The following is a 22,302-nucleotide window of genomic DNA, read 5'->3' on the forward strand; positions in this document are numbered from 1 at the left end:
AGAACGAATAATAAACCCGGAATCGAGAGAATCCGGGTTTATTATTCGAGAGTCTTTATTCAATCCTATAATTTATCAACGTATTGTCCTGTTCTCCAATGATCAGGTTGAACCAAGTATTTGAATCGTTAAATTTCCCCAGAATAAAGTTGGTATCACCTTCCAACGGAAATCCATGCATTACCGATCCGTTTTTGTCGAGCAAGTAAACCTTGTTCTCGCCTTTAATTACAACACCAATTTTCGTGATTCCGGCTCCCATCGTAAAAACATAAGGGGTTTCGCTGATTTCATCAGAGAATGTATGTTCACTCATTTTCTTCCCGTCATCAGAAAATATCGTCAGTTTTTTATCGTCAGCAAAGATGTATTCAGGAGAACCATTGCCATCCAGATCTTCAGCGACAAAACGGTGAGCCGAACCAAACTTACCAACTTCTTTAATCTGAGCCTGACCAGCAAAATCCATGATATGAATGCGACCAACCTGATCGGTTGCAATCAAACGCGGGTTCCCATCGTTAATGAAATACAACGGGTTGGCCGAACGAACGAAAGGAGCTGGCTGACCATCTCTTGCTTTGCCCTGCCGGTCGAGAAAATAAACGTTTTGCTTGTCCGAAACAATGAGATAATCTTTCCCGTCAATATCGAAGTGTTGCACAGGATTGGTTACCAAACTTTCAGACCCTCCAAAATTCCATTTGGGGATTAACCTTCCATCCCGATCAAACAGGTAAATTTGCTTGTCTTCGCCGGCAACGATAAACCGATATTCTTTATTCTGACCATATTCAGCAATACAAACTCCGTTTGAGGCCATCGATTTCAATGTAATTGGATATTTACCCACATTATTGCCCATTCGGTCAATGCAATAAAGTTGAGTCTTGGTATTAAAGACGTATTGAAACTACTAGTGATGCGTTAATTTTTAAAATACTTATATAAATAACTATATATTAAAACATTACAAGCGTTCTTTGATTTTTTGATTTGAATTGACTTATAGTTTTGCGCCTAAAAAGTGCAAGATTATGAATTCAGGAAAATATGTTTTTGCCCAGCTATTACAGTTTGTCAGTAAATACGAGTTTGAAAGGTGCGTCGAGCGTTACCAAGGAGATTACCATGTAAGGGAATTGAACTGTTGGAACCAGTTTGTTCAACTTTTCTTTGGTCAACTCACTTCCCGGAATTCATTAAGAGATATTTGTACTTGTTTGAAAGCCCATAAAAATAAACTTTATCATTTGGGCATAAAGCAAAATGTCAATCAGTCTAGCCTTTCACGTGCAAACGAGCGAAGAGACTGGAGGATCTTTGCTGATTTTGGTGAGTACCTGATAAAAATGGTCAGACCACTATATGCAAACAGTCCAATCCCAAATATTGATATTGACAATGACATATTTGCCCTTGATTCAACAACCATATCTTTGAGCATAAAGCTATTTAGTTGGGCAAAAGGCAAGTACTCACGGGGAGCAGTAAAGATTCATACACTACTCGATTTAAGAGGAAGCATTCCTGCATTTATATTTATCACAGATGGCAAATACCATGATAGCAACATACTGGATATCATGGGTCCCATCCCTGAAGCAATATATCTGATGGATAAAGCGTATGTTGATTTTGCCGCTTTATACAATATTCATAGAGCAGGTGCATTTTTTGTTACAAGAGCAAAAGTGACATTAGATTACTCGGTTATTGAATGCAATTACAATATTGACGAACGCTCAGGATTAAGAAGCGATAAGACTATAAACCTAAATGGATATAAGTCTAAAAAACTTTATCCAGAAATGCTTCGACTGGTTGAATATTACGATGACGAGAAAAATATATTGCTCGTTTTCCTAAGCAATAACTTCGAAGTATCGGCAATGGAAATTGCTTATCTGTACCGTAACCGTTGGCAAATAGAAGTGTTCTTTAAATGGATAAAACAAAATCTGACGATAAAGAAACTCTGGGGTAACTCAGAAAATGCGGTTGCCCTCCATATCTGGGTAGCTATCTGTACATACCTGATTGTCGCATACGTCAAATATTCACTCAAAAGTACACTGTCTATTTATGAGATAATGCAAATCTTAGGCATTTCAGTATTCGACAAGGCACCCGTAAAGGAGCTAATTACTGAATTAGAAGTCAATCAAAATTTCAAAGAACAATATGATTTATTTAATGATCAATTTTAACGCATCAGTAGTATATTGAAACCGATTATTCCGATAGATGTCGATCTGATGGATGTCAGATATGATCTCACCCGGAATGTTAATCGTCCATAAAACCAATCCTTCCTTATTGATCAGCGATAAATTATTCTGGTTGTCGCAAACGATTACCTCGCGGTTTGGAAGATCCTTGTGATTCACAACCAAAAGCGGTTTTTTTGCCAGTTTCCCGCCAAGTTTTAGTTGCCATACAGCTTGTGGCTCTTCTTTAAAATTCGGATCATATTTCAACGCGATACGATTTTTTATCATTTTGTCTGAAATGGAAAATTGCCACGAGAAAGTACTGAATTTTCGAATGACGTCTTCGTTTGATGAGAGCATGGTGCTGACCTCTGGCTTGAAAAGGACATCCTTCAAACGGAAGACTTTCGGGATTTTGGAATATAGATAAAAATTCGGTTTTGCTTGCGATTCTTTGTTATTGGCTAGGTAAGTCGAATCTTTGTCCAACGTTTTTCCGGAAGCCAGGCTTTGCAGATAATTTTTCATGCCGGACAGATTATCGCCACAAATAAGGTATTTTTCGTACAATGCAAAGTATTGAGCATTAATGCCTGCAAATGCTCTTCCAAAAAGCGACTCGGCCATGTTGGCAATGGGCAAGCGATAAATATTAAACGATTTTTTACCGCCTACGGCATATTCAGTCAGCATTGTTTCGTCGCCAACCTTATTCAATTTCCGATATTCAGAAAATGCTTTGCCCAATTTTTCACTGGCATCTGAATTATTGACAAGCTCGGCAACAAAAAAACGATTTTGAGATGGATTCGATTTATTAATGTTGGTATAAACTCCGGCAACCTGATTTCCAACGATATCCTTTATCAACTTTCCAGCATCGGTATTCGTTTTCTTCCTGAATTCCAACAAATTCATTTCGCGCGGATAATAATTCCCCTTGGCACGGAGGTACACTTCGTACTGATCGATGAAAAGTCTCGAGTCTTTCAGATTAAGAGCCACGAAATAGGACGAACTGGTAGGTATTGCTTTTTCGATGGTCAATTTTTGTGCATCCTGATTGCGAAAAATATTCAGGTAATTATCCGTTGAATCTCTTGTAACACTATATCCGTTGAATTCGAGTTCTGTAGGTTTGGCCGATAGATCGAGTTCCGACCAGTTCGAATAAGATGCAATCTGACCAAGGTTTTTCCTGATTTCAGGAGCAACAATCTTTGATAATACCTGCGAGATAGTTTGGTGATCGATAAATATATTGGCTAAAACGGTCTCTTCAATGGTCTTGTAAACTTCGGTAAAGGCCTTATTTGAGAGCAGATTAACCGAATTTGACTGGCGAATGGCTTCTTCAATCAAAATAAAATCTTCACTAGCCATCAATATATCGTTCGCACATGCAAAGTAAAAATCCAGATTGGACGACTTTGCGTTGATTATCGTTGTGTTGTCGTAATATTTTCGGGTGATTGTATATTCCGGTCCCATTTCGCGCGAAACAACGTCGATTGCTGAACCAGACTCGCTCTGATCGTTTAACTGAATCAGAAAAAGATTGGTAAGCTGGTTCTTTCCGCTTGGGTTGACTGAAACGATGATTGATTTACTCTTGAGCAGATTTCCAATTCCGGAGCGGCTACTAACAAAGTCGCGAAACCGGCTGATGTTTGAGAAAATAGTTTCAAATTCAGGGATACCTCTTAATTCAGCAAACAATGGATTATCACCCTTCAATGCCTTGAAAAAACCGTCCTGATCTTTTACTTCAATAATTAGCGGACTTTTGCGTGGAACAGCTTTAAAAGCTGGATTTTGCTTGGTAGAGAATGTCTGAATAACAGGCTTCTCTGTCTTCATCGGGAAATATTTGATTCCCCAAAAGGCGGCTGCTACAACCAGAATAACAATACCGGAAATGATAATTACTTTTCGCATAAAGCATAGATATTTATCTCAAAAATACAAAGCTTTCTGAGCATTGAAGTCCTGAATCTTGATTTAGGAACAATTTTTATTCAAAAATTTTAGATTCGTTGATAAAGGCTATTGTTGTTTTACCTCTGAAGATTCAACAATTTTGTACAATTTATCCGACTTCCTGATTTTCGTATCAATTGGGATTGAAATGTAAGATCCTTTTGGAGCTTCAGCCACCGACTGCTTATCGACCTGGATTTCTGAAACAATAGTTTTTACCAATCCGGTAGTTGGTCCGGTAATGTAAATTTCGTCGCCAACCTTAAGCGGTCCGGTTTCGAGCTTAAATTCGGCTACCTTCAGGTTCGAAAAATAATTCAAGCCTTTGCCAACATATACCTTCCGGTGCGATGCCAGCGAACCATAATTTTTGCTCCACTCGCCCAACCGCTGCCCCAAATAATAACCATTCCAGAATCCGCGGTTGAATACCGATGAAAGCCGGGTATCCCAATCGGCAATCTTTTCGTCAGTAAAAGTATTGTCGAAGTAGGCCTGAACCGCTTCCTTGTAGCATTCAACTACAGTATAAACGTATTCAGGAGACCGCGCCCTTCCTTCGATTTTCAAAACCGAAACCCCAGAATCGAGTAGCTTATTCAGGAAGTGAATGGATTTCAAATCTTTGGGCGACATGATGTATTCGTTATCTATTTCAAGTTCGGCGCCTGTTTCCTTGTCGGTAACAATGTAAGCACGGCGGCACGACTGCATGCAACTTCCACGATTGGCCGACGAGTTCATCTCGTTGAGGCTGAGGTAACATTTTCCTGAAACGGCCATGCACAAGGCTCCGTGTACAAACATTTCGAGCCGCACCAATTCTCCGGAAGGCCCCGTAATATTTTCTTCCCTGATTTGGCGCGAGATTTCCCAAACACGGCCAATATTCATTTCGCGGGCAAGAACCACAACATCGGCAAATTGCGAATAAAACCGTACGGCTTCGATGTTGGTAATGTTTACCTGGGTTGAGATATGCACTTCGACGCCAACCTGCCGCGCATACATGATAGCCGAAATGTCGGATGCAATAATGGCCGAAATACCAGCAACTTTGGCTGCATCAATAATCTGTCGAAGCTGATCCAATTCATTGTCGAATACAACCACGTTAACAGTCAGATAGGTTTTTACACCTTTCGAATGCGCGATTTCAGCTATCTTCTTTAAATCGTCGATGGTAAAATTATTCGACGAGCGCGCGCGCATATTGAGTTGTTCTACTCCAAAATAAACCGACCCGGCACCCGCCTGGATGGCTGCAATCAATGATTCGTACGAACCAACCGGCGCCATTATTTCAACATCTTCTCTTCTCATACATCCTAAATTACTGGACTGCAAATTTAATCTTTATTTTGGCTTTTATCTGGCACAAAAAACAAGTCAGGACTTCATCAATGTAAAGTCCTGACTTGGAATATTGAAATAAAAAAGAGCGACTCCTGTCGAAGTCGCTCTTTCAATTCATTGATTGTAAATTCATTATTTCAGATCTAAATCGTATGAATACGAATTGTCTTTGGTTGAAAGAACTACTGAATATGATCCTTTTTCCAGTTTAGAAAGATCGAAACCTTCAATAACATTGAATTTTTTGCCAATTTCTTTTGAATAAACCAAATTGTTATCGGTATAAAAATTCAAGCTTACGTTATCTTCCGGAAAATTCAGATAAGACATTTTTAGAACACCATCTTTGAAGGCAAAGTAAGGTTCAATAAGGCTTTTTTCATTGCCAACTGCGATGTTTTCAGAGTCGATTGAGAAATTACGTTCCGTTGTCAAACCGTTGGTTGAAACAGACAACTTGTAATCACCTTTTTCGAGGTTCGAGAAATCAAAAACTTTACGATAGTCCTTGTTGTCAGCATCAGTTTCTTTATAGTAAACTTTTTCGCCTTTTTCATTTTCGATGCTGATCTGAAGATTTGCAGCGTCAACAGTTGAAATTGCAACTACTGCTTTTTCTGATGTAAGAGGAAGGATGTTAACTTTTAAGTTTCCGCCTGCCATTAATGTGTTTGCAAATGCTACAAATGCGAACAACATTGTTAATTTTGAAATTGTTTTAATTGTTTTCATGTTTCTGTGTTTTAATTACAGTACAAACATACATGTTCTCCAACATATATGCTGTATAACATACGTTAAGACTGCATTATCCTTGCGTTAACGTACACGATTTTAGGTTAAAACAATGTAAACAAACAATAATAAGCTACTGAAACACTGATATTTACTTTTTTTTAAGAACTGCAAATACGTTTGATTCTATGGATGTTGAAATACTACAATTACTGGATGGGGCACGAAAAGCACAAGGATTAACTGTTATTATTGATGTTTTCAGGGCTTTTTCAACAGCCTGTTATGCTTTTGGCAACGGCGTTCAACGCATTTATCCGGTTGGCGATCTCGAAAAAGCTTATCAACTGAAACAACAGAATCCGGAATTTATATTGGTAGGAGAGCGGAACGAACAAAAACCGGAAGGTTTTGACTTTGGAAACTCGCCATCACAACTGTTGACAAGCAATCTGGTTGGAAAAACCATGGTTCATACCACTAGTTCCGGAACGCAGGGCATTGCCAATGCGACCAAAGCCGATGAAATATTAACCGGCAGTTTTGTAAACGCTCAGGCTATCATCAATTATATAAGGAAACAAAATCCCGAAAAAGTGTCGCTGGTTTGTATGGGATACAGTTGTCTGTACCCCACTGACGAGGATACGCTGCTAGCAGTCTATATTAAAAATGAACTCGAAGGAAAACCCAATGATTTTGCCGCAATGGTTGAACAAATACGAAAAGGCGATGGAGCCCGCTTTTTTGCGCCTGAAAAACAGGAATGGGCGCCAACTGCCGACTTTGACCTTTGTCTTTCGTTGAATCGTTTCAATTTTGTACTCAAAGTGGAACAAGAAAGCGGAGTTAATTATTTAAAAAAAGTAACCGTATAGACACAATCGAACACACAGAAATATAAATAATCTATGTGTTCTATGTGGTTCAAATTCAAAAATATGAAAACATATAATTTTGACACAATCGTCGATCGTACCAATACCAACTGCATAAAATACGATGCCCGTACCACTTTCTTCGGAAAGGCCGACCTGTTGCCTCTTTGGGTAGCAGATATGGATTTCAGAACTCCTGATTTTATTGTTGATGCGGTAAAGAAACGTGCAGAACACGAAATATTTGGCTATACATTTCGATCCGAATCGTATACGCAATCAATCGTAAACTGGTTAAAACGTCGTCACAACTGGGAAATAAAACCTGAATGGATATCGTTTAGCCCGGGTGTTGTAGCCGGACTAACCATGGCAATCGAAGCGCTATCTAAACCTGGCGACGGAGTTATTATTCAGCCACCGGTGTATTTCCCGTTTTTTGATTCGGTAAAGGGAACTGGCCGCGAAATGATTGAAAATCCGTTAAAACTAGAAAACGGACGCTATTATTTCGACCTGGAAGATCTGAAACAAAAGATTACACCCACAACTAAATTATTGCTTCTAAGCAATCCTCATAATCCAGGTGGAATGGCCTGGAACGAAAAGGAACTGACCGAATTGGCCCAAATCTGTCTTGAAAACAAAATCGTGATTATCTCCGACGAGATTCATTCGGACCTGATATTCGATGGCTTCAGGCACACTCCACTGGCCGGAATATCCGACGAAATTGCACAGAACTGCGTGGTCTGCATGGCTCCCAGCAAGACTTTCAATACCGCAGGATTGACTACTTCATTTCTGGTCATACCGAATAAACGACATTTCGTCGCTTATGAACGGGTGATGCATTTGCCACATCTTCACATGGGTAATATTTTTGGTACAATTGCACTGGAAGCTGCATATAAACATGGCGATGAATGGTTAGCCCAATTAATGCGATATCTTCAGGAAAACTTCAACGTCCTGGATTCTTTTTTCAAAACAAATCTTCCTGAGGTAAAGGTGATGCGGCCTGAAGCAACTTATTTGATCTGGATCGATTTCTCAGCATTTGGATTGAGTGATGAAATTCTGAATCAGAAGCTGATTGATGCGGGAGTTGGATTAAATCGTGGAGTTCAATTTGGCAAGCAGGGAAGTGGATTTATGCGGATAAATATTGGATGTACCCGTTCGATGCTTGAAGAAGCACTTCTTTGTATCAAAAAGGCATTTCAATAAATAGAAAAAAGTCATTTGTCAATCGAAAAAGGTTGAATTTCCTAATGACAAATGACTTTTTCCATTTCCGGCGTTGCTAAAACTCCCTTTTCACCCACTCAACAATCCGGTCTTCAGGAATGTCGTTCATGCAGCGAAAATGTTTTTTCGGACATTCGTGGTAACCAAGCTTGGAGCACGGACGACATGGCAATCCTTTAACTTCAAGTATCTCTGATCCTTCGCCTGACAGGTATGGATACATCCCCAATTCGGGCGAAGTGTTTCCCCAAACCGACAGTATTTTTTTGTGAAATGCCGCTGCAATGTGCATCAATCCAGTATCGTTGGAGATAACTAACCTGGCATTTTTTACCAGACTGGCCGATTGATTGATCCGCAATTTTCCGGTAAAATCCGCTACATTCCCGGTGTTCCATTCAAGAATACTACTAGCCAATGCACGTTCACTTTTACCGCCAAGCAAAACAAACGGGATATTACTTTCTGAAATTAGTTTTCTGTATTTCTCAACAGGCATTCGTTTCGTGGCATAAGTTCCGGCCAAAACCAAGGCAACAAAGCCATTCCTGAAACTTTCAGGCAATAACGAAATTTGGAATTCGTCTTCTTCAGGAATAAAATATTCGAGCCCTTCACCATCATTTACAACATTGAAAGGACGTAATGTTTCCATATTACGGTCAACAATATGCCCATCAGGCATCGTATTCAGCTTAAATCGGGTCAACAGGATCTTGCGGAAATTTAATTTATTGAAGCTGTACGATCGTGCCTTTATTCCGAGCTTCACACGTAAACTACGTAAATTATTGTGCAGGTCGATGATGTAATCATAGTTCTCGGCTCTCAATGTCCGAATGGTATCCGAAAGGGAATCGTCAAATAACTGAATCTGATCGATATATGGATTTGCCTGTAACAGATCGGCATTTCGGTTTTTGGTAAGAAAGTGCACTTCTGCCTCCGGAAATTGAGTCTTCAGGCAACGAACAACCGGCGATGTTAAAACAATGTCGCCAATCGAACTAAAGCGTATGATAAGGAATTTTGTTTTCAAAATAAAAAACCCTGAAGGATCTAAATCTTCAGGGTCTAAATATAATCAGTTTATCGCTTCTGTCGGCTAAACCGACTCGGCAAGTACTATTATTTTGTTGTCTTTGTTTTCAATAATACCTCCATCTACATCAAAAAAAAGCACCTGGCCATTTTCTTCCTCCACTTTAATCTTCCCTTTATCAAGTGTCGAGATGATCGGAGCATGATGGTTCATAATCTCAAACAACCCGTTTGTTCCGGGTAGTTGAACTAATTTAACCAAGCCAGAGTAAACTTTTTTATCGGGGGTAATAATTTCTAGTATCATGAGCATTAGGTAAAAAGTAAAAAGTAAAAAGTAAAAAGTAAAAAGGCAAAAATAAACTCCCGACATTAAGCTCCGGCAAGCAATTTTTCTCCCTTTTCGATGGCTTGATCAATGTTACCAACCAGATTGAATGCTGCTTCAGGATACTGATCAACTTCACCATCCATAATCATGTTGAAGCCTTTAATAGTATCTTCAATTGAAACCAACTGGCCTTTTAAACCAGTAAACTGCTCGGCCACAAAGAATGGTTGCGAAAGGAAACGCTGTACACGGCGTGCGCGGTGCACGATCAGCTTGTCTTCTTCCGAAAGCTCATCCATTCCAAGAATGGCAATAATGTCCTGTAATTCCTTGTAACGTTGCAATATCATAATTACCCGCTGTGCGCAATCGTAATGTTCGTTTCCAACAACTTCACGAGTTAAAATCCGGGAAGTTGAATCCAATGGGTCAACAGCAGGATAAATACCTAATTCTGAAATTTTACGGCTCAATACGGTTGTCGCATCCAAGTGGGCAAAAGTAGTTGCTGGGGCTGGGTCGGTTAAGTCATCGGCAGGTACATAAACTGCCTGAACTGATGTAATCGAGCCTTTTTTGGTAGAAGTAATACGTTCCTGCATGATCCCCATTTCGGTTGCTAAGGTTGGCTGATAACCTACTGCCGACGGCATACGTCCGAGCAACGCCGAAACTTCAGATCCGGCCTGAGTGAAACGGAAAACGTTATCGACAAAGAACAGAATATCGCGGCCTTTACCGGTACTTCCGTCGCCATCACGCAAACTTTCGGCCATAGTCAGTCCCGAAAGAGCAACACGGGCACGGGCACCTGGAGGTTCGTTCATCTGACCAAATACAAGCGCCAGTTTCGATTTTTTAATTGCTTCACGGTCAACTTTAGTAAGATCCCAGTGACCTTCTTCCATCGACTTTTTAAACTCTTCTCCATAGTCAACAATGTCGGCTTCAATCATTTCACGAAGAAGATCGTTCCCTTCACGAGTGCGTTCTCCTACTCCGGCAAACACCGACAATCCGCTGTGCGCCAAAGCAATGTTATTTATTAATTCCTGAATTAATACTGTTTTACCAACACCGGCTCCCCCAAACAAACCAATTTTACCTCCTTTTGCGTAAGGTTCAATCAAGTCGATTACTTTGATTCCAGTGAAAAGCACTTCAGTTTCAGTTGTTAAGTCTTCATACAAAGGAGGCTCGTTATGAATACTGTATCCGTTTTTAGGCAATGCATCGAGCCCGTCAACAGGATCACCGGTAACATTCAGCAGACGGCCAAGACCAATTTCACCTCTAGGCATTGTAATTGGCCTTCCGGTAGCAATAACATCCATTCCACGCCGGAAGCCATCCGTTGAATCCATGGCGATGGCACGAACAGTGTTTTCCCCAATGTGTTGTTCACATTCGAGTATCAGATTGTCCATACCTTCCCTTACAATCTCAAGGGCATCATAAATTCTGGGCAGTTCGCTGCCTTCCAAATCGAAAGATATATCAATAACCGGACCGATTACCTGAGTTATTTTACCAATATTTTGAGCCATATTTTATTGTTTTATGCTGAAAAGTTGAAATTATCAAATTTGTGCGAATCAGAGACTTTAAAAGTGCTAAAAAAGTTTTTCAGATCAAAAGAAGTTCCTCGAAAATTCTAGTGATCACGATTCATGATCAAGTTTGCCAATTGAATCAGTTCTGTCATCGTTTCACCAGCCAGATTAATTTCTGTAAATACATCAAGTGCCAACTTGTAATATTGATCAATGTATATTTCTGTTATTCCTTTAATATCTAATTTATTATAAACCTCGGTAATTGCCCTGATTTTTTCATTCTCGTCAAAATCACTTTTATTCATCCAATCAAGTATAATCATCTTAGTACTATCGTCTGAGATTTCAAGTGCCTTCAACAGTAGAAATGTCTTTTTGTTCGAGACAATATCACCTCCAATTTTTTTACCGAATTTATCCTGATCGGCAAAAACATCAAGCAAATCGTCCTGAAGTTGAAAGGTGATTCCCAAATTTAATCCAAAATTGTAAAGCTGATCAGCAATTTTTTCAGGAGCATTTGCAGCCATGGCGCCGAGCTTTAAACTACAGGCTAGCAAAACGGCCGTTTTAAGCCGTATCATTTCCAAATATTCGGGGATTGAAACATCCAGCCTGTTTTCAAAATCCATATCAAATTGTTGCCCCTCACAGACTTCAAGTGCTGTTTGAGAAAACAGCCGAATCATTGGGGCTGGTTCTGTTGAATTACACTTTAGTAAATAATTATAGGCCATAATCGACATGGCATCGCCCGACAAAATAGCTATGTTTTCATTGTATTTTTTGTAAACCGACAAGTTATTCCTCCTCATCTCGGCACCATCCATAATGTCGTCGTGCAGCAAGGTGAAATTATGAAACAACTCTATGGCCAATGCTACCGGGAACGCATTTTCAACGTTCTCGCTAAATAAATTATAGGCCATTAGAACCATCACCGGACGAAGCCTTTTCCCTCCCATCGACAATGCATAGCCAACAGGTTGATATAAATTTTTTGGTTCAGTTTGATTTAAAGAATAAATCTCGTTCTCTATTTCAACAGAAATAAGTGATTGTAAATCTTTGACAGAGTACATAGTAAATTATATCCGATTGTATAACAGCCGGTTCAGAAGTTCATCCTTAAACTTAGGAGAAACCGGCAATTGAGTTTTATCATTCATTTCGATCACTCCACCATCTGATTTCAGATACCGGTTAACATTCTTCAAACTAATCAAATGTGAGCGATGAATTCGAAAGAAACCGTGCGATACCAATAAGTTATCAAAGTCAAGTAAGGTGCGACTCACCAATACTGAGGTTCCATTATGAAAGAAAATTCGTGAATAGTTACGCTCTCCTTCACATCGGAGAATGTCATTGACTTTTACAATAGTGAATCCGTTAATCTCAGGCAAGGCAATTGTCTGATCAGCATCAGAGCCATGTATTAAGTTCTTTTTTAAAACCTCAACCCGTTGCTTTTCGTGTAGTACAGGGATATCATTAATGCGGTTAATGGTTGACCGAACATTTTCAATCAATACTGGCTTTACCAAATAATCGAATGCCGAATACTTAAACGCAGTTATTGCATAATCGCTGTACGAAGTGGTGAAGACCAATTTAAAATTAATTCTGGCAAGCCCTTCGAGAAGGCTGAATCCAGTTCCATCAGGCATTTCAATATCCAAAAATACCAAATCGGGTTCCATTTCATTAATCAGCGAAATACCAGTTGCAACAGAATCGGCTTCTCCTGTAATTTCAATCTCCTGAAAGTTTTGTTCAAGAATGCGCCTAAGTCCTCGTCTGGCCAATGGATCGTCGTCAATTATTACAGTATGATACATTTAAATACCCTTCATTTGAATTTTTAAAAATAGTACAAATGATCGAACTTAAAACTTTAAAGGTTTATTTTTTTTAGGTATTCAATCAATTCAGATTTCTTTTATCCAAATCAACAATTCGTCTATTAATATCTCTAATTTTGTTCTCAAATTTATTCAATCATGGCCTTAATTCTTATTATTGAAACCTCGACAGAGGTTTGTAGCGTTTCGCTTCTAAAAGATGGACTCCTTATCGATTTCATTGAATCCGATGAGGGACAAAATCATGCACGTTTAGTTACTGTTTTTGCCGAAAATCTATTATCCAGGAATAACCTAAAACCTAATGAATTAAGTGCAGTGACGGTAAGTAAAGGTCCGGGATCGTATACCGGTCTGCGCATAGGTGTTTCAACTGCAAAAGGAATTTGTTACGCCGGAAACATACCACTTATTGCCATAGGTACACTTGAGGCCATGGCAAAGCATGTTGCATTAAACAAGAAGGAATTTGGAATTCCTGATGATAAACTTACCTTATTTTGTCCCATGATTGATGCCAGGCGAATGGAGGTTTTTTCAATGCTTTTGGATGAAAGTGGCGCTGTATTGAAACCAATTTCGGCCGATATAATTGATGACTCATTTCTCTCTATTGAACTAAGCAACAAGCAGGTTGTTTTCTTTGGTAATGGTTCGGAAAAATGCGGGAAGGTTATCAAATCGCCAAACGCAATATTTTTACCAAATATTAAAGCTTCCGCCCGACATATGACCGAATTAGCCTGGCAAGCATACAACAAAAATCAATTTGAAGACGTTGCTTATTTCGAACCATTTTATCTTAAAGATTTTATAACGACAGTATCGAAAAAAAATATGCTGGGATGAAACGAGCCATGAGTAATACTTACTCACACACGAGGATGACTAGTTGGCGAGTTCCATAGGGCAATTGAAAAACAAATTATAGGCATATGAAAATTACTTTGATTTTCTTTTTGTTGTTTGCGTTCGTCATCCGATTAAATGCAGAGCCTTTGGAGGAAATGGAATACATTCTTCGGTTTGGATTTATTAAAGGTGGAAAGGCAACCTTAATTGCTGAAAATGAGAAAATAAATAAAAAATCAGCCATTCATTACCGAATGAGGGGAAGAACAACTGGGCTGGTTGATAAAATTTATGAGGTAAACGATATTTACGAAAGTTGGGTCGATCCTGAAACTTACCTTCCTGTCAAATCGGTGCGCAATGTGAAGGAACAGAAATACCGGTTTTATGACGAAGTTACCTACGATCATGTGAATGATTCGCTTTTCAGTCAAAAATCAGGTCGAAAAAAAGTACCAGCGAACGTTAATGATCTGGTTAGTGTTTTCTTTTACATCAGGCAAAATCAATATTTCGAAGACTTACTCGCCGGGAAAAGCATCAAGATTCCGGTATATCATGGCGACGATTTGTTTATGATGGAATTAGCGTACATTGGCATTGAAACCATTGACACAAAAATTGGCAGGAAGGAATGCTACGTGGTTTCTCCAAAGGTTCCGAAGGGAAAACTCCTGAAAGGATCGAACGAACTGAAGATATACATTACCAAAGATGCAAACCGGCTTCCAATTTATGCTGAATTTGAACTTGTACTCGGGGCACTCAAATGTGAGTTGAATTCATATAAAATCAATGGAGTGAATCAAATGGTAAAAGAATAGAACGTTGGCAGTAACCGACGCCACAACGGAATTTTTACCTACGATTGCTTCAAATAAAATGTAAATACATTATACAATTATTCCTTATTGGCACCTAGATTCTCCGTCAGACCATTGGATTTGCAACCGAACAATCAATTAATCAAATAATTAATTAACCCATCTTTGAATGAAATATTTGAAAAAATCAGGAGAAAAATTCTGAATCAGCAATATTTCTTTATTTTTGCACCCGATTTGAAATTATTCTAAACATTTTATATGGCTATTACTACTGCAGATATTAAAAACGGGTTAACTATTGAATACAACGAGCAGTTGTTCCAAATTGTATCGTTTCAACACGTTAAACCAGGGAAAGGTCCGGCTTTCGTCAGAACGAAACTCAAGAACCTTAAAACAGGAAGAACCATTGAAAACACATTTAGTTCGGGAGTAAGAATTGATGTTGTACGGGTTGAACGTCGTCCTTACCAGTACTTGTATCAGGACGAAACCGGTTTCAATTTCATGCATGCTGAAACTTTTGAACAAATTTCTATAGCTGCAGAGTTGATCGAAAATGCTGATTTGATGAAAGAAGGACAAATTGTGGAAATCAATGTCCATGCAGATACCGAAACTCCATTAACGGTTGAATTACCTCCATTCGTAGAAATGGCTATTACCTCAACCATTGCTGGTGAAAAGGGAAATACTGCAAGTTCAAATGCATTAAAACCTGCCACTATTGAAACAGGAGCCGAAATTATGGTTCCCATGTTTATCAACGAAGGCGATATCATTAAAATTGACACACGCGACCGTTCGTACTATGAACGTGTAAAGAAATAACTGATTGGTATTAAACATTCAGGAGATGGCTTGCTGCGGCAGGCCATTTTTTTTAGCTCTGTTTTTCAGCTAAAGCTTCGGCCTGAGAAACTTTTTGGGTGTGAATATCAATCGCTACAATGATTGCAGTGAATCCCCAAAACGGAACCGAAAGCTTATCGGTATCCAGAAAATTATTCATTGTACCGTGGATGTAATAAGTTATTAGCCCTAACAAAGCACCCATAACTAAGGTTTTTAACCGTTTGTCGTTTGTTCGGGAATAAGCATGAATGCCGGAATAAATAACCAATACGAATAATATAAGCACAGAAACAGGACCTAAAATTCCCGATTCAGCCATCGGCCCCAGATATTCACTGTGTGCATTCCCACCGTTTGCTGAATTCGTACTGATAATTGTCCTGTCCTTAGTCAATTGATAGGGCGCATATTGAAACATATAAGTTCCTGGCCCATAACCAAAAATTGGTTTATCCTCGAACATCCGGATGGCACAACTCCAGCGATTTAGACGTTCCAGATTGGAGGCATCGGACGAAATATTCGACATCGACGAAAGATGATCTGCCAGATTAGCTGAAGATTCGGTATTGTTTCGTTCGAGATACATCAATATCGGGTGTTGAAACACCAAAATCAACGAGGCTGATATAATGAAGGTAATAAACAGGTTCTTAAACCTGATTTTCAGGCGCATAATTATCCAGACGATCAGTACTGCAAACATACTCAGCCAAGCAGCTCTGGCGTATGAAAGAATAAGCCCCATCATCAAAATCCCCAAACTGATTCGAACAAACCACCGAACCCAGGGCGAATACACTTTAGTAAAAGAAAATCCAAACAAAAACGGCAGATACATCGCAATGGCTGCTCCATAAGCTGTATGGTCGTTGTAAAAAGGATCCATCACAAAATGAGCTGCCTGCTTGTCCCAAAGTCCGTATCCCAGATGACGGTAGGTTGAATAGAATATGACAAGCATTAATGACATGATATACAGCCATATGTATTTCTCGATATTCTTGCCTGATTCAAAAAGTTTGGCAGTAAGCAGGTAAAATCCTACGATAAACCAGATCCGTGTCAACAAAAATTTCAACGAAACCAAAGGCATCGTACTTGTCAAACTAGTGACCAACATCCAGAATAAACTAAAATAAATAGCGAGTGAAATTGGATGTGTTAGAATGTCTCGATCAAACTTTCTGTCAGCAAAACATTTCAAGATAAAAATGAGCAATATCCCAAACAATAAAGGTTCTGTTGGCAGAAACATGTTAAATCCTAACCCATGTACTAATTCAGAAAGCGGCAGCGAAAGTGGTGTGAAAAATACGACCAGATACAGAAGCTTGTCCAAAGCAAAAACGGCAAGTAAAACAATGGTAAATGCCATTGGTAAGGCATTGATAATCATCGAATGCTTCTTTACCAAGAAAAATGTATTCAGCAAAATAAACAGTGCTGAAATCAAGTAAAAAAGAGTGATTTTTATCCGGGCCTGATACACCGTTTAGTCGTTTTTCTGATTTTCAAGAACCAAGATCGCAAGCATCGCGACAAATAGTGCAGCAAAAGTAGAAGCCAAAATAATTAACCACCTGACAGGATATGATTTCTTGTCTGCAGGAACAGGGCTCTGAACCATATGTCCATAAACCAGTTTATTCTTCACATAACCAAGTGACCGATCGTAAACCATTTTGATGGAATCTCTTTCGAAAATACAATTTTCCTGTGCTTTTGTTAAAAGATTATATTCACCTCCCTTTTCCTGCAAATTGTTCATCCACTGCTCAAGTTCTTTACCTCCTGCCGTATTCTTTTTGCCTTCAGACAGTACTTTTACCATCCCTTTGGTTATTTGTTCAGCCTGCGATTCATAGTCCAATAACTTGTATTTCCCTCTTAAAAAATTCAGCTTTTCTTCAAGAGAATCAATCTCATGATTTACTTTTTTTAAGCCACTTCCAGTACTGCGAACAACTTCCTCGAATTTAACACGATGCAATGAGTTTATCTTTTCATTCACAAAAGAGACAATGGAATCGCACATCAAACATGCCCTTTGGGGATCAGTATCCAAAACTGAAATCTCAACAGTCTCATATTCAGTTTTTTTAAACCCGACATTGTCGTTGAATTCAGCCAGCATGTATGTACGATAAAGCGGGTCTTGCTTACTAATTCCGTACACATCGGCAAGATTAAACGCATCGATCACTTTAAATTTAATATCCTGAGAATTAGAGATCTCAAGCAGTTGTTCACTTTCCGATTCATCGCTGTAAGTGTAAATGTTAAAGCTGGGATAAATGCGGGCCGTAGATTTAAACTTCGGCTTTATGAATAGTGAGGAAGAAAACAGGGTTGAAAAGGCGATTGCGAGAATACCCACAATAATCAAATGTTTCTTCCATTTCCAAAGGATTCCAAGTAGATGCTGATTGTCGAAAAAGTTTGCCATAGAAACGTATTTTGGTCGATGTTTTAACGAAACATTTGTGCGTTTAGTATTTTGTAAACCTGAAATAACTGCCGAAACCTATTCAGCGATCAGCAGGAAATAATTTTTCTTCCCTTTCTGAATAAGAATGTACTTTCCACCAATCAGAAATCCGCTATTTATAAGAAGTTCAGCATCCGTAACTTTATCCTTATTTATACTTAACCCACCACCCTGAATAGTCCTGCGCAATTCGCCTTTCGAAGGAAAAACCATTGCTTTTTCAGCCAAAAGATCGACTACTTTAATGCCTTCGCCAAGTTCTTTTGCTGAAAGTTTAAACTGCGGAACTCCATCAAAAACAGAAAGGAAAGTTTCTTCATCCAGCTTATTGAGCAATTCGGCAGTTCCCTGTCCGAAAAGGATTTGGGAAGCTTCAACCGCCAAATCGTAATCTTCGCGCGAATGAACCATAACCGTAACTTCCTCGGCCAAACGTTTCTGCAACAAGCGTAAATGTGGAGCTTCTGCATGTTTTAGAGTCAACTCGGCAACGTCTTCTTTCGAAAGCAGCGTAAAAATCTTGATGTATCGTTCAGCATCCTCATCGGACGTATTCAACCAGAACTGGTAGAATTTGTATGGTGAAGTCAATTTGCGGTCGAGCCAAACATTACCTGATTCCGTTTTCCCAAACTTGGTTCCATCAGCCTTCTTAATCAATGGACAAGTTAAAGCAAATGCTTCACCTCCGGTTTTCCGGCGGATAAGCTCAGTTCCGGTCGTAATGTTTCCCCATTGGTCTGATCCACCCATCTGCAACTTGGTGTTTTTTTCCTGATACAGGTGCAGGAAATCAGTTCCCTGGACCAACTGGTATGTAAATTCAGTAAACGACATTCCGGCGCCACTGTCCGAATCCAATCGTTTTTTTACTGAATCTTTCGACATCATGTAATTTACGGTGATGTGTTTTCCAATGTCGCGAATAAAATTCAGGAAGCTAAAGTCTTTCATCCAGTCATAATTATTCACCATTTCGGCAGCATTGGGGGCATCCGATTCGAAGTCGAGGAATCTGGCAAGTTGCTTTTTGATGCACTCCTGATTGTGGCGCAGGGTAGGTTCGTCCAATAAATTACGTTCCTGCGATTTTCCCGATGGATCGCCAATCATTCCGGTGGCGCCGCCAACCAATGCAATTGGTTTGTGCCCTGCAATCTGAAAGTGTTTCAGCATCATCACGCCTACCAAATGTCCAATGTGCAGTGAATCAGCTGTTGGGTCAATGCCCACATATGCTGAAGTTAATTCTTTATCGAGTTGTTCTTTTGTGCCAGGCATCATATCGTGGATCATGCCTCTCCATTGTAATTCGTCAACAAAATTCATTGTGCTTATTCTTGTAAATTAATTTTCGAGATTGCTGGATATTTATCGGTTTCAAGCCATTCGGCTTCGAAAACTTGAAATTCCACTGACTTTTCAGTCAATAAAAATTCGCCCAAAGATATAAAATCGATGTTTAACACGGATACAACCAGGAATAAAATGAGGATTCGTAGAAAGAGGCTGTATCAAAAGTCAAAATGCTCGCTGATCGGGTCATCCCGAATTTATTTCGGGATCTAATATACAATGCTTTAGGATCCTGAAACAAGTTCAGGATGACTGGGTCAATGACTTTTGATACAGCCTCATGACTTATCCCTAATCAACTTAACCTCCAGAAAACGCTAAGTTGTTCTCGATTCAGACTTTTGAGCATTACTCTTATGATCAGGGCTGCTTTTATCGCTGGAATCCCACAGTTTGATGAACGGGAATAAAGTGGGGACCAACTGTTTCATGGGAGAATAGATTTTTGATTCAGCTTTTTGTTTCGTCGGAAGGATGTGTACATTCTCATCAACCGAATCGAACAACAGCAAAAGAATACTCAGGATAACTGCAACTTTCAGTACTCCAAAAATAATCCCGGCCAGTCGGTTCAGGAACCCAAGGGCGACAGCTTTTATCGTATTGTCAAGTATTTTCCCCAGGAGGTGAACCAACACTACGATACCAATAAAAGTCAACAGAAAAGCAATGATACCAAGCGAATCGGAATGATAATTAAACGTTTTTGAAATATATCCGGCAGTCCAGTCCGAGAATTTGATCGCTCCCCAAATACCCAGAATAAGTGCAGCTAAAGAGGCCGCTTCAATAATAAAACCTTTTCTAAAACCCTGTATAGCAGCAATAATCAGAATAATCCCGAGGACAAGATCAATGTAGTTCATAAATGTGGGTATTGGCTTTGTGAATACTGATGTAAAAGTAAGAAAAATAAGATTCGGGATCACCAAACTCAGACTCCTTCTCTTTTTGACTTCGCATGTGAACCGATGTTTCTACAAACAAAAGTCAGAATTTTTAATAAATTTGACCGCACCGAAAAACGATTTTCATGCCAGTAATCAATTCAATCATTAATTGGGTCAATTTTAAGCGAATATACCAGATTGAGCTTTTTAAAAAGCATCCGCACGAAGTGCAGCGCGAAGTGCTTTTTGAGCTTCTGGAAAAGGCCGCGAACACCGAATTTGGATTAAAATATAAATTTAAAACCATTAGTTCCGAAAAAGAATTTCGGGAACGGGTTCCGGTTCAGGGTTATGATGATATCAAACCTACGGTTGAGCGGATGATGCTTGGCGAGAAAAACTTGTTGTGGCCGGGCGAAACCAAATGGTTTGCCAAATCGTCGGGCACAACAAACGAAAAAAGCAAGTTCATTCCAGTCAGCAAAGATTCTTTAGAAGATGTCCACATCCGGGGTGGCCGCGACGTTATGGCCATTTACCTGAAGAACAATCCCGATTCCGGATTGCTATCAGGGAAAGCCCTTACTTTGGGCGGAAGTCACAAGGTTAATAATTACAACAATAACAGTTATTACGGCGACCTTTCGGCAATCATTATCGAAAATATTCCTTTCTGGACTGACTTTTACAGAACTCCATCGACTGAAATTTCGCTACTCGAAGAATTTGAAGAGAAGATCGAAAAAATTATCGAATACTCACTTGACGAAAATGTTACTTCGTTCGCCGGAGTTCCATCATGGTACCTGGTTTTGCTGAAACGGGTTTTGGAGGTTACCGGCAAAAGCAACATTCTGGAAGTGTGGCCCAATCTGGAAGTTTTTACACACGGAGGGGTTAAGTTTGAACCTTATCGTGAACAGTACGAAAAGTTAATTCCAAGTGCCAACATGCACTACATGGAAACCTACAATGCTTCTGAAGGATTTTTTGGAATTCAGGACGATCCGGATAAAAAAGACATGCTGCTCATGCTCGATTATGGTATTTACTACGAGTTTATACCGATGGATGAATTCCGTGCCGATAGTTTGAATACCATCTCTCTTGAAGATGTTGAAATTGGTAAAAACTATGCCATGGTCATTTCGACCAACGGCGGACTTTGGCGTTACCTGATTGGCGACACGGTGCGGTTTACCCAAAGATATCCGTTTAAATTTGTCATAACCGGTCGTACCAAACACTATATCAACGCATTTGGCGAAGAAGTAATTATCGACAATGCCGAAAAAGCATTTCAAATTGCCTGCGAACGAACCAGTGCCATTATCTCCGAATATACCGGCGGTCCAATCTATATGAAAGACCACCAAAAAGGAGCACACGAATGGATTATCGAATTCGAAAAAAAGCCCAACGATCTGGATCATTTTATTCAACTGTTCGATGGAGCTTTAAAAACAATCAATTCTGATTACGAAGCCAAACGGCACAAAAGCCTTAGCCTCGAAATGCCTCATGTGATTGTGGCAAAACCCGGATTGTTTTACGAGTGGATGAAAAGTAGAGGCAAAGCAGGAGGTCAGAATAAAATTCCACGACTGGCAAACGACAGGCAATACCTCGATCAGTTAATTGAATTAAACCAATCACTTTAACTAAGAAATAGTCATAAGTCATTAGGAAAAAGAAATTAGCGCTTTCCGAATGACTTATGACTTTTTCCTCAACCATTCTTTAGGACAGGTATTGCCAAAAATGAAAACTTAATTATTTGCCATTACCTTTTGCCTTGATTTTATTTCGTATTTTAGTTCAAATT

At 39.4% G+C, this 22,302-nt stretch carries 20 protein-coding genes; 7 read left to right on the forward strand and 13 right to left on the reverse strand.

The window, feature by feature from the left end; genetic code table 11:
• Positions 1-55: 55 nt before the first annotated feature.
• Entirely contained in the window at positions 56-865 is an 810-nt protein-coding gene (locus tag AQPE_RS11650) for a hypothetical protein (protein WP_318351234.1), read from the reverse strand.
• Positions 866-1,037: 172 nt separating this feature from the next.
• Between AQPE_RS11650 and AQPE_RS11655 the strand changes: the two genes are divergently transcribed.
• Positions 1,038-2,210: an IS4 family transposase gene (locus AQPE_RS11655; protein ID WP_318346890.1), complete on the forward strand. Its 1,173-nt coding sequence runs from the start codon at positions 1,038-1,040 to the stop codon at positions 2,208-2,210.
• Here the strand turns inward: AQPE_RS11655 and AQPE_RS11660 are convergent.
• The 3 genes from AQPE_RS11660 to AQPE_RS11670 form a co-directional block, all read right to left on the reverse strand.
• Positions 2,190-4,151 carry a hypothetical protein gene (locus AQPE_RS11660; protein WP_318351235.1) on the reverse strand — a complete coding sequence of 654 codons (1,962 nt, stop codon included), beginning with the start codon at positions 4,149-4,151 and terminating at the stop codon, positions 2,190-2,192. The genes AQPE_RS11655 and AQPE_RS11660 overlap by 21 nt on opposite strands.
• A gap of 108 nt (positions 4,152-4,259) precedes the next feature.
• A complete protein-coding gene (locus AQPE_RS11665; protein ID WP_318351236.1) occupies positions 4,260-5,516 on the reverse strand; it encodes a peptidase U32 family protein in 1,257 nt (418 codons plus the stop codon).
• 165 nt (positions 5,517-5,681) lie between these two features.
• Entirely contained in the window at positions 5,682-6,281 is a 600-nt protein-coding gene (locus AQPE_RS11670) for a hypothetical protein (RefSeq protein WP_318351237.1), read from the reverse strand.
• Between the two features lie 191 nt (positions 6,282-6,472).
• On the opposite strand from AQPE_RS11670, the gene AQPE_RS11675 reads away from it, so the two are divergent.
• The gene (locus AQPE_RS11675) at positions 6,473-7,162 is read left to right on the forward strand and encodes a 2-phosphosulfolactate phosphatase (RefSeq protein WP_318351238.1); all 690 of its coding nucleotides are present in this window, start codon (positions 6,473-6,475) and stop codon (positions 7,160-7,162) included.
• A gap of 63 nt (positions 7,163-7,225) precedes the next feature.
• Entirely contained in the window at positions 7,226-8,392 is a 1,167-nt protein-coding gene (locus tag AQPE_RS11680; RefSeq protein ID WP_318351239.1) for a MalY/PatB family protein, read from the forward strand.
• 76 nt (positions 8,393-8,468) lie between these two features.
• On the opposite strand, the gene AQPE_RS11685 is transcribed toward AQPE_RS11680, so the two are convergent.
• The 5 genes from AQPE_RS11685 to AQPE_RS11705 all read right to left on the reverse strand — a co-directional run bounded on the left by AQPE_RS11685 (position 8,469) and on the right by AQPE_RS11705 (position 13,182).
• Positions 8,469-9,452 carry a glycosyltransferase family 9 protein gene (locus AQPE_RS11685; protein ID WP_318351240.1) on the reverse strand — a complete coding sequence of 328 codons (984 nt, stop codon included), beginning with the start codon at positions 9,450-9,452 and terminating at the stop codon, positions 8,469-8,471.
• Between the two features lie 66 nt (positions 9,453-9,518).
• Complete coding sequence (gene atpC, locus AQPE_RS11690) at positions 9,519-9,761, reverse strand: ATP synthase F1 subunit epsilon (RefSeq protein ID WP_318351241.1); 243 nt, start codon at positions 9,759-9,761, stop codon at positions 9,519-9,521.
• 65 nt (positions 9,762-9,826) lie between these two features.
• Positions 9,827-11,332, reverse strand: a complete 1,506-nt coding sequence (gene atpD, locus AQPE_RS11695) for a F0F1 ATP synthase subunit beta (protein ID WP_318351242.1) — start codon at positions 11,330-11,332, stop codon at positions 9,827-9,829.
• A 107-nt stretch (positions 11,333-11,439) separates the two neighbouring features.
• Complete coding sequence (locus tag AQPE_RS11700) at positions 11,440-12,423, reverse strand: polyprenyl synthetase family protein (RefSeq protein WP_318351243.1); 984 nt, start codon at positions 12,421-12,423, stop codon at positions 11,440-11,442.
• A gap of 6 nt (positions 12,424-12,429) precedes the next feature.
• Positions 12,430-13,182 carry a LytR/AlgR family response regulator transcription factor gene (locus AQPE_RS11705; RefSeq protein WP_318351244.1) on the reverse strand — a complete coding sequence of 251 codons (753 nt, stop codon included), beginning with the start codon at positions 13,180-13,182 and terminating at the stop codon, positions 12,430-12,432.
• Positions 13,183-13,344: 162 nt separating this feature from the next.
• On the opposite strand from AQPE_RS11705, the gene tsaB reads away from it, so the two are divergent.
• The 3 genes from tsaB to efp all read left to right on the forward strand — a co-directional run bounded on the left by tsaB (position 13,345) and on the right by efp (position 15,716).
• On the forward strand, positions 13,345-14,055 hold the full coding sequence (tsaB, locus tag AQPE_RS11710; RefSeq protein ID WP_318351245.1) for a tRNA (adenosine(37)-N6)-threonylcarbamoyltransferase complex dimerization subunit type 1 TsaB: 711 nt from the start codon (positions 13,345-13,347) through the stop codon (positions 14,053-14,055).
• A gap of 86 nt (positions 14,056-14,141) precedes the next feature.
• Positions 14,142-14,882: a DUF3108 domain-containing protein gene (locus AQPE_RS11715; RefSeq protein WP_318351246.1), complete on the forward strand. Its 741-nt coding sequence runs from the start codon at positions 14,142-14,144 to the stop codon at positions 14,880-14,882.
• A 261-nt stretch (positions 14,883-15,143) separates the two neighbouring features.
• Positions 15,144-15,716 (forward strand): elongation factor P, encoded by a 573-nt coding sequence (gene efp / locus AQPE_RS11720; RefSeq protein ID WP_318351247.1) that lies wholly within the window; start codon positions 15,144-15,146, stop codon positions 15,714-15,716.
• Between the two features lie 52 nt (positions 15,717-15,768).
• On the opposite strand, the gene AQPE_RS11725 is transcribed toward efp, so the two are convergent.
• The 4 genes from AQPE_RS11725 to AQPE_RS11740 form a co-directional block, all read right to left on the reverse strand.
• Positions 15,769-17,139 carry an O-antigen ligase family protein gene (locus tag AQPE_RS11725; RefSeq protein WP_318351248.1) on the reverse strand — a complete coding sequence of 457 codons (1,371 nt, stop codon included), beginning with the start codon at positions 17,137-17,139 and terminating at the stop codon, positions 15,769-15,771.
• A gap of 96 nt (positions 17,140-17,235) precedes the next feature.
• On the reverse strand, positions 17,236-18,189 hold the full coding sequence (locus AQPE_RS11730) for a Wzz/FepE/Etk N-terminal domain-containing protein (protein ID WP_318351249.1): 954 nt from the start codon (positions 18,187-18,189) through the stop codon (positions 17,236-17,238).
• Between the two features lie 78 nt (positions 18,190-18,267).
• Positions 18,268-19,560 (reverse strand): tyrosine--tRNA ligase, encoded by a 1,293-nt coding sequence (gene tyrS / locus AQPE_RS11735; protein WP_318351250.1) that lies wholly within the window; start codon positions 19,558-19,560, stop codon positions 18,268-18,270.
• 344 nt (positions 19,561-19,904) lie between these two features.
• Positions 19,905-20,453, reverse strand: a complete 549-nt coding sequence (locus AQPE_RS11740) for a CvpA family protein (RefSeq protein ID WP_318351251.1) — start codon at positions 20,451-20,453, stop codon at positions 19,905-19,907.
• Positions 20,454-20,620: 167 nt separating this feature from the next.
• On the opposite strand from AQPE_RS11740, the gene AQPE_RS11745 reads away from it, so the two are divergent.
• Positions 20,621-22,138 (forward strand): GH3 auxin-responsive promoter family protein, encoded by a 1,518-nt coding sequence (locus AQPE_RS11745; RefSeq protein ID WP_318351252.1) that lies wholly within the window; start codon positions 20,621-20,623, stop codon positions 22,136-22,138.
• Positions 22,139-22,302 lie beyond the last annotated feature (164 nt).

It is taken from the genome of Aquipluma nitroreducens, assembly GCF_009689585.1.
In the GTDB taxonomy this organism is placed as follows: Bacteria; Bacteroidota; Bacteroidia; order Bacteroidales; family Prolixibacteraceae; genus Aquipluma; species Aquipluma nitroreducens.

Coding starts and splice junctions, on each gene's coding strand:
- AQPE_RS11650 (WP_318351234.1), bottom strand. CDS start 865: ATGGGCAATAATGTGGGTAAATATCCAATTACATTGAAATCGATGGCC.
- AQPE_RS11655 (WP_318346890.1), top strand. CDS start 1,038: ATGAATTCAGGAAAATATGTTTTTGCCCAGCTATTACAGTTTGTCAGT.
- AQPE_RS11660 (WP_318351235.1), bottom strand. CDS start 4,151: ATGCGAAAAGTAATTATCATTTCCGGTATTGTTATTCTGGTTGTAGCA.
- AQPE_RS11665 (WP_318351236.1), bottom strand. CDS start 5,516: ATGAGAAGAGAAGATGTTGAAATAATGGCGCCGGTTGGTTCGTACGAA.
- AQPE_RS11670 (WP_318351237.1), bottom strand. CDS start 6,281: ATGAAAACAATTAAAACAATTTCAAAATTAACAATGTTGTTCGCATTT.
- AQPE_RS11675 (WP_318351238.1), top strand. CDS start 6,473: ATGGATGTTGAAATACTACAATTACTGGATGGGGCACGAAAAGCACAA.
- AQPE_RS11680 (WP_318351239.1), top strand. CDS start 7,226: ATGAAAACATATAATTTTGACACAATCGTCGATCGTACCAATACCAAC.
- atpC (WP_318351241.1), bottom strand. CDS start 9,761: ATGATACTAGAAATTATTACCCCCGATAAAAAAGTTTACTCTGGCTTG.
- atpD (WP_318351242.1), bottom strand. CDS start 11,332: ATGGCTCAAAATATTGGTAAAATAACTCAGGTAATCGGTCCGGTTATT.
- AQPE_RS11700 (WP_318351243.1), bottom strand. CDS start 12,423: ATGTACTCTGTCAAAGATTTACAATCACTTATTTCTGTTGAAATAGAG.
- AQPE_RS11705 (WP_318351244.1), bottom strand. CDS start 13,182: ATGTATCATACTGTAATAATTGACGACGATCCATTGGCCAGACGAGGA.
- tsaB (WP_318351245.1), top strand. CDS start 13,345: ATGGCCTTAATTCTTATTATTGAAACCTCGACAGAGGTTTGTAGCGTT.
- AQPE_RS11715 (WP_318351246.1), top strand. CDS start 14,142: ATGAAAATTACTTTGATTTTCTTTTTGTTGTTTGCGTTCGTCATCCGA.
- efp (WP_318351247.1), top strand. CDS start 15,144: ATGGCTATTACTACTGCAGATATTAAAAACGGGTTAACTATTGAATAC.
- AQPE_RS11725 (WP_318351248.1), bottom strand. CDS start 17,139: ATGATTATCAATGCCTTACCAATGGCATTTACCATTGTTTTACTTGCC.
- AQPE_RS11730 (WP_318351249.1), bottom strand. CDS start 18,189: ATGGCAAACTTTTTCGACAATCAGCATCTACTTGGAATCCTTTGGAAA.
- tyrS (WP_318351250.1), bottom strand. CDS start 19,560: ATGAATTTTGTTGACGAATTACAATGGAGAGGCATGATCCACGATATG.
- AQPE_RS11740 (WP_318351251.1), bottom strand. CDS start 20,453: ATGAACTACATTGATCTTGTCCTCGGGATTATTCTGATTATTGCTGCT.
- AQPE_RS11745 (WP_318351252.1), top strand. CDS start 20,621: ATGCCAGTAATCAATTCAATCATTAATTGGGTCAATTTTAAGCGAATA.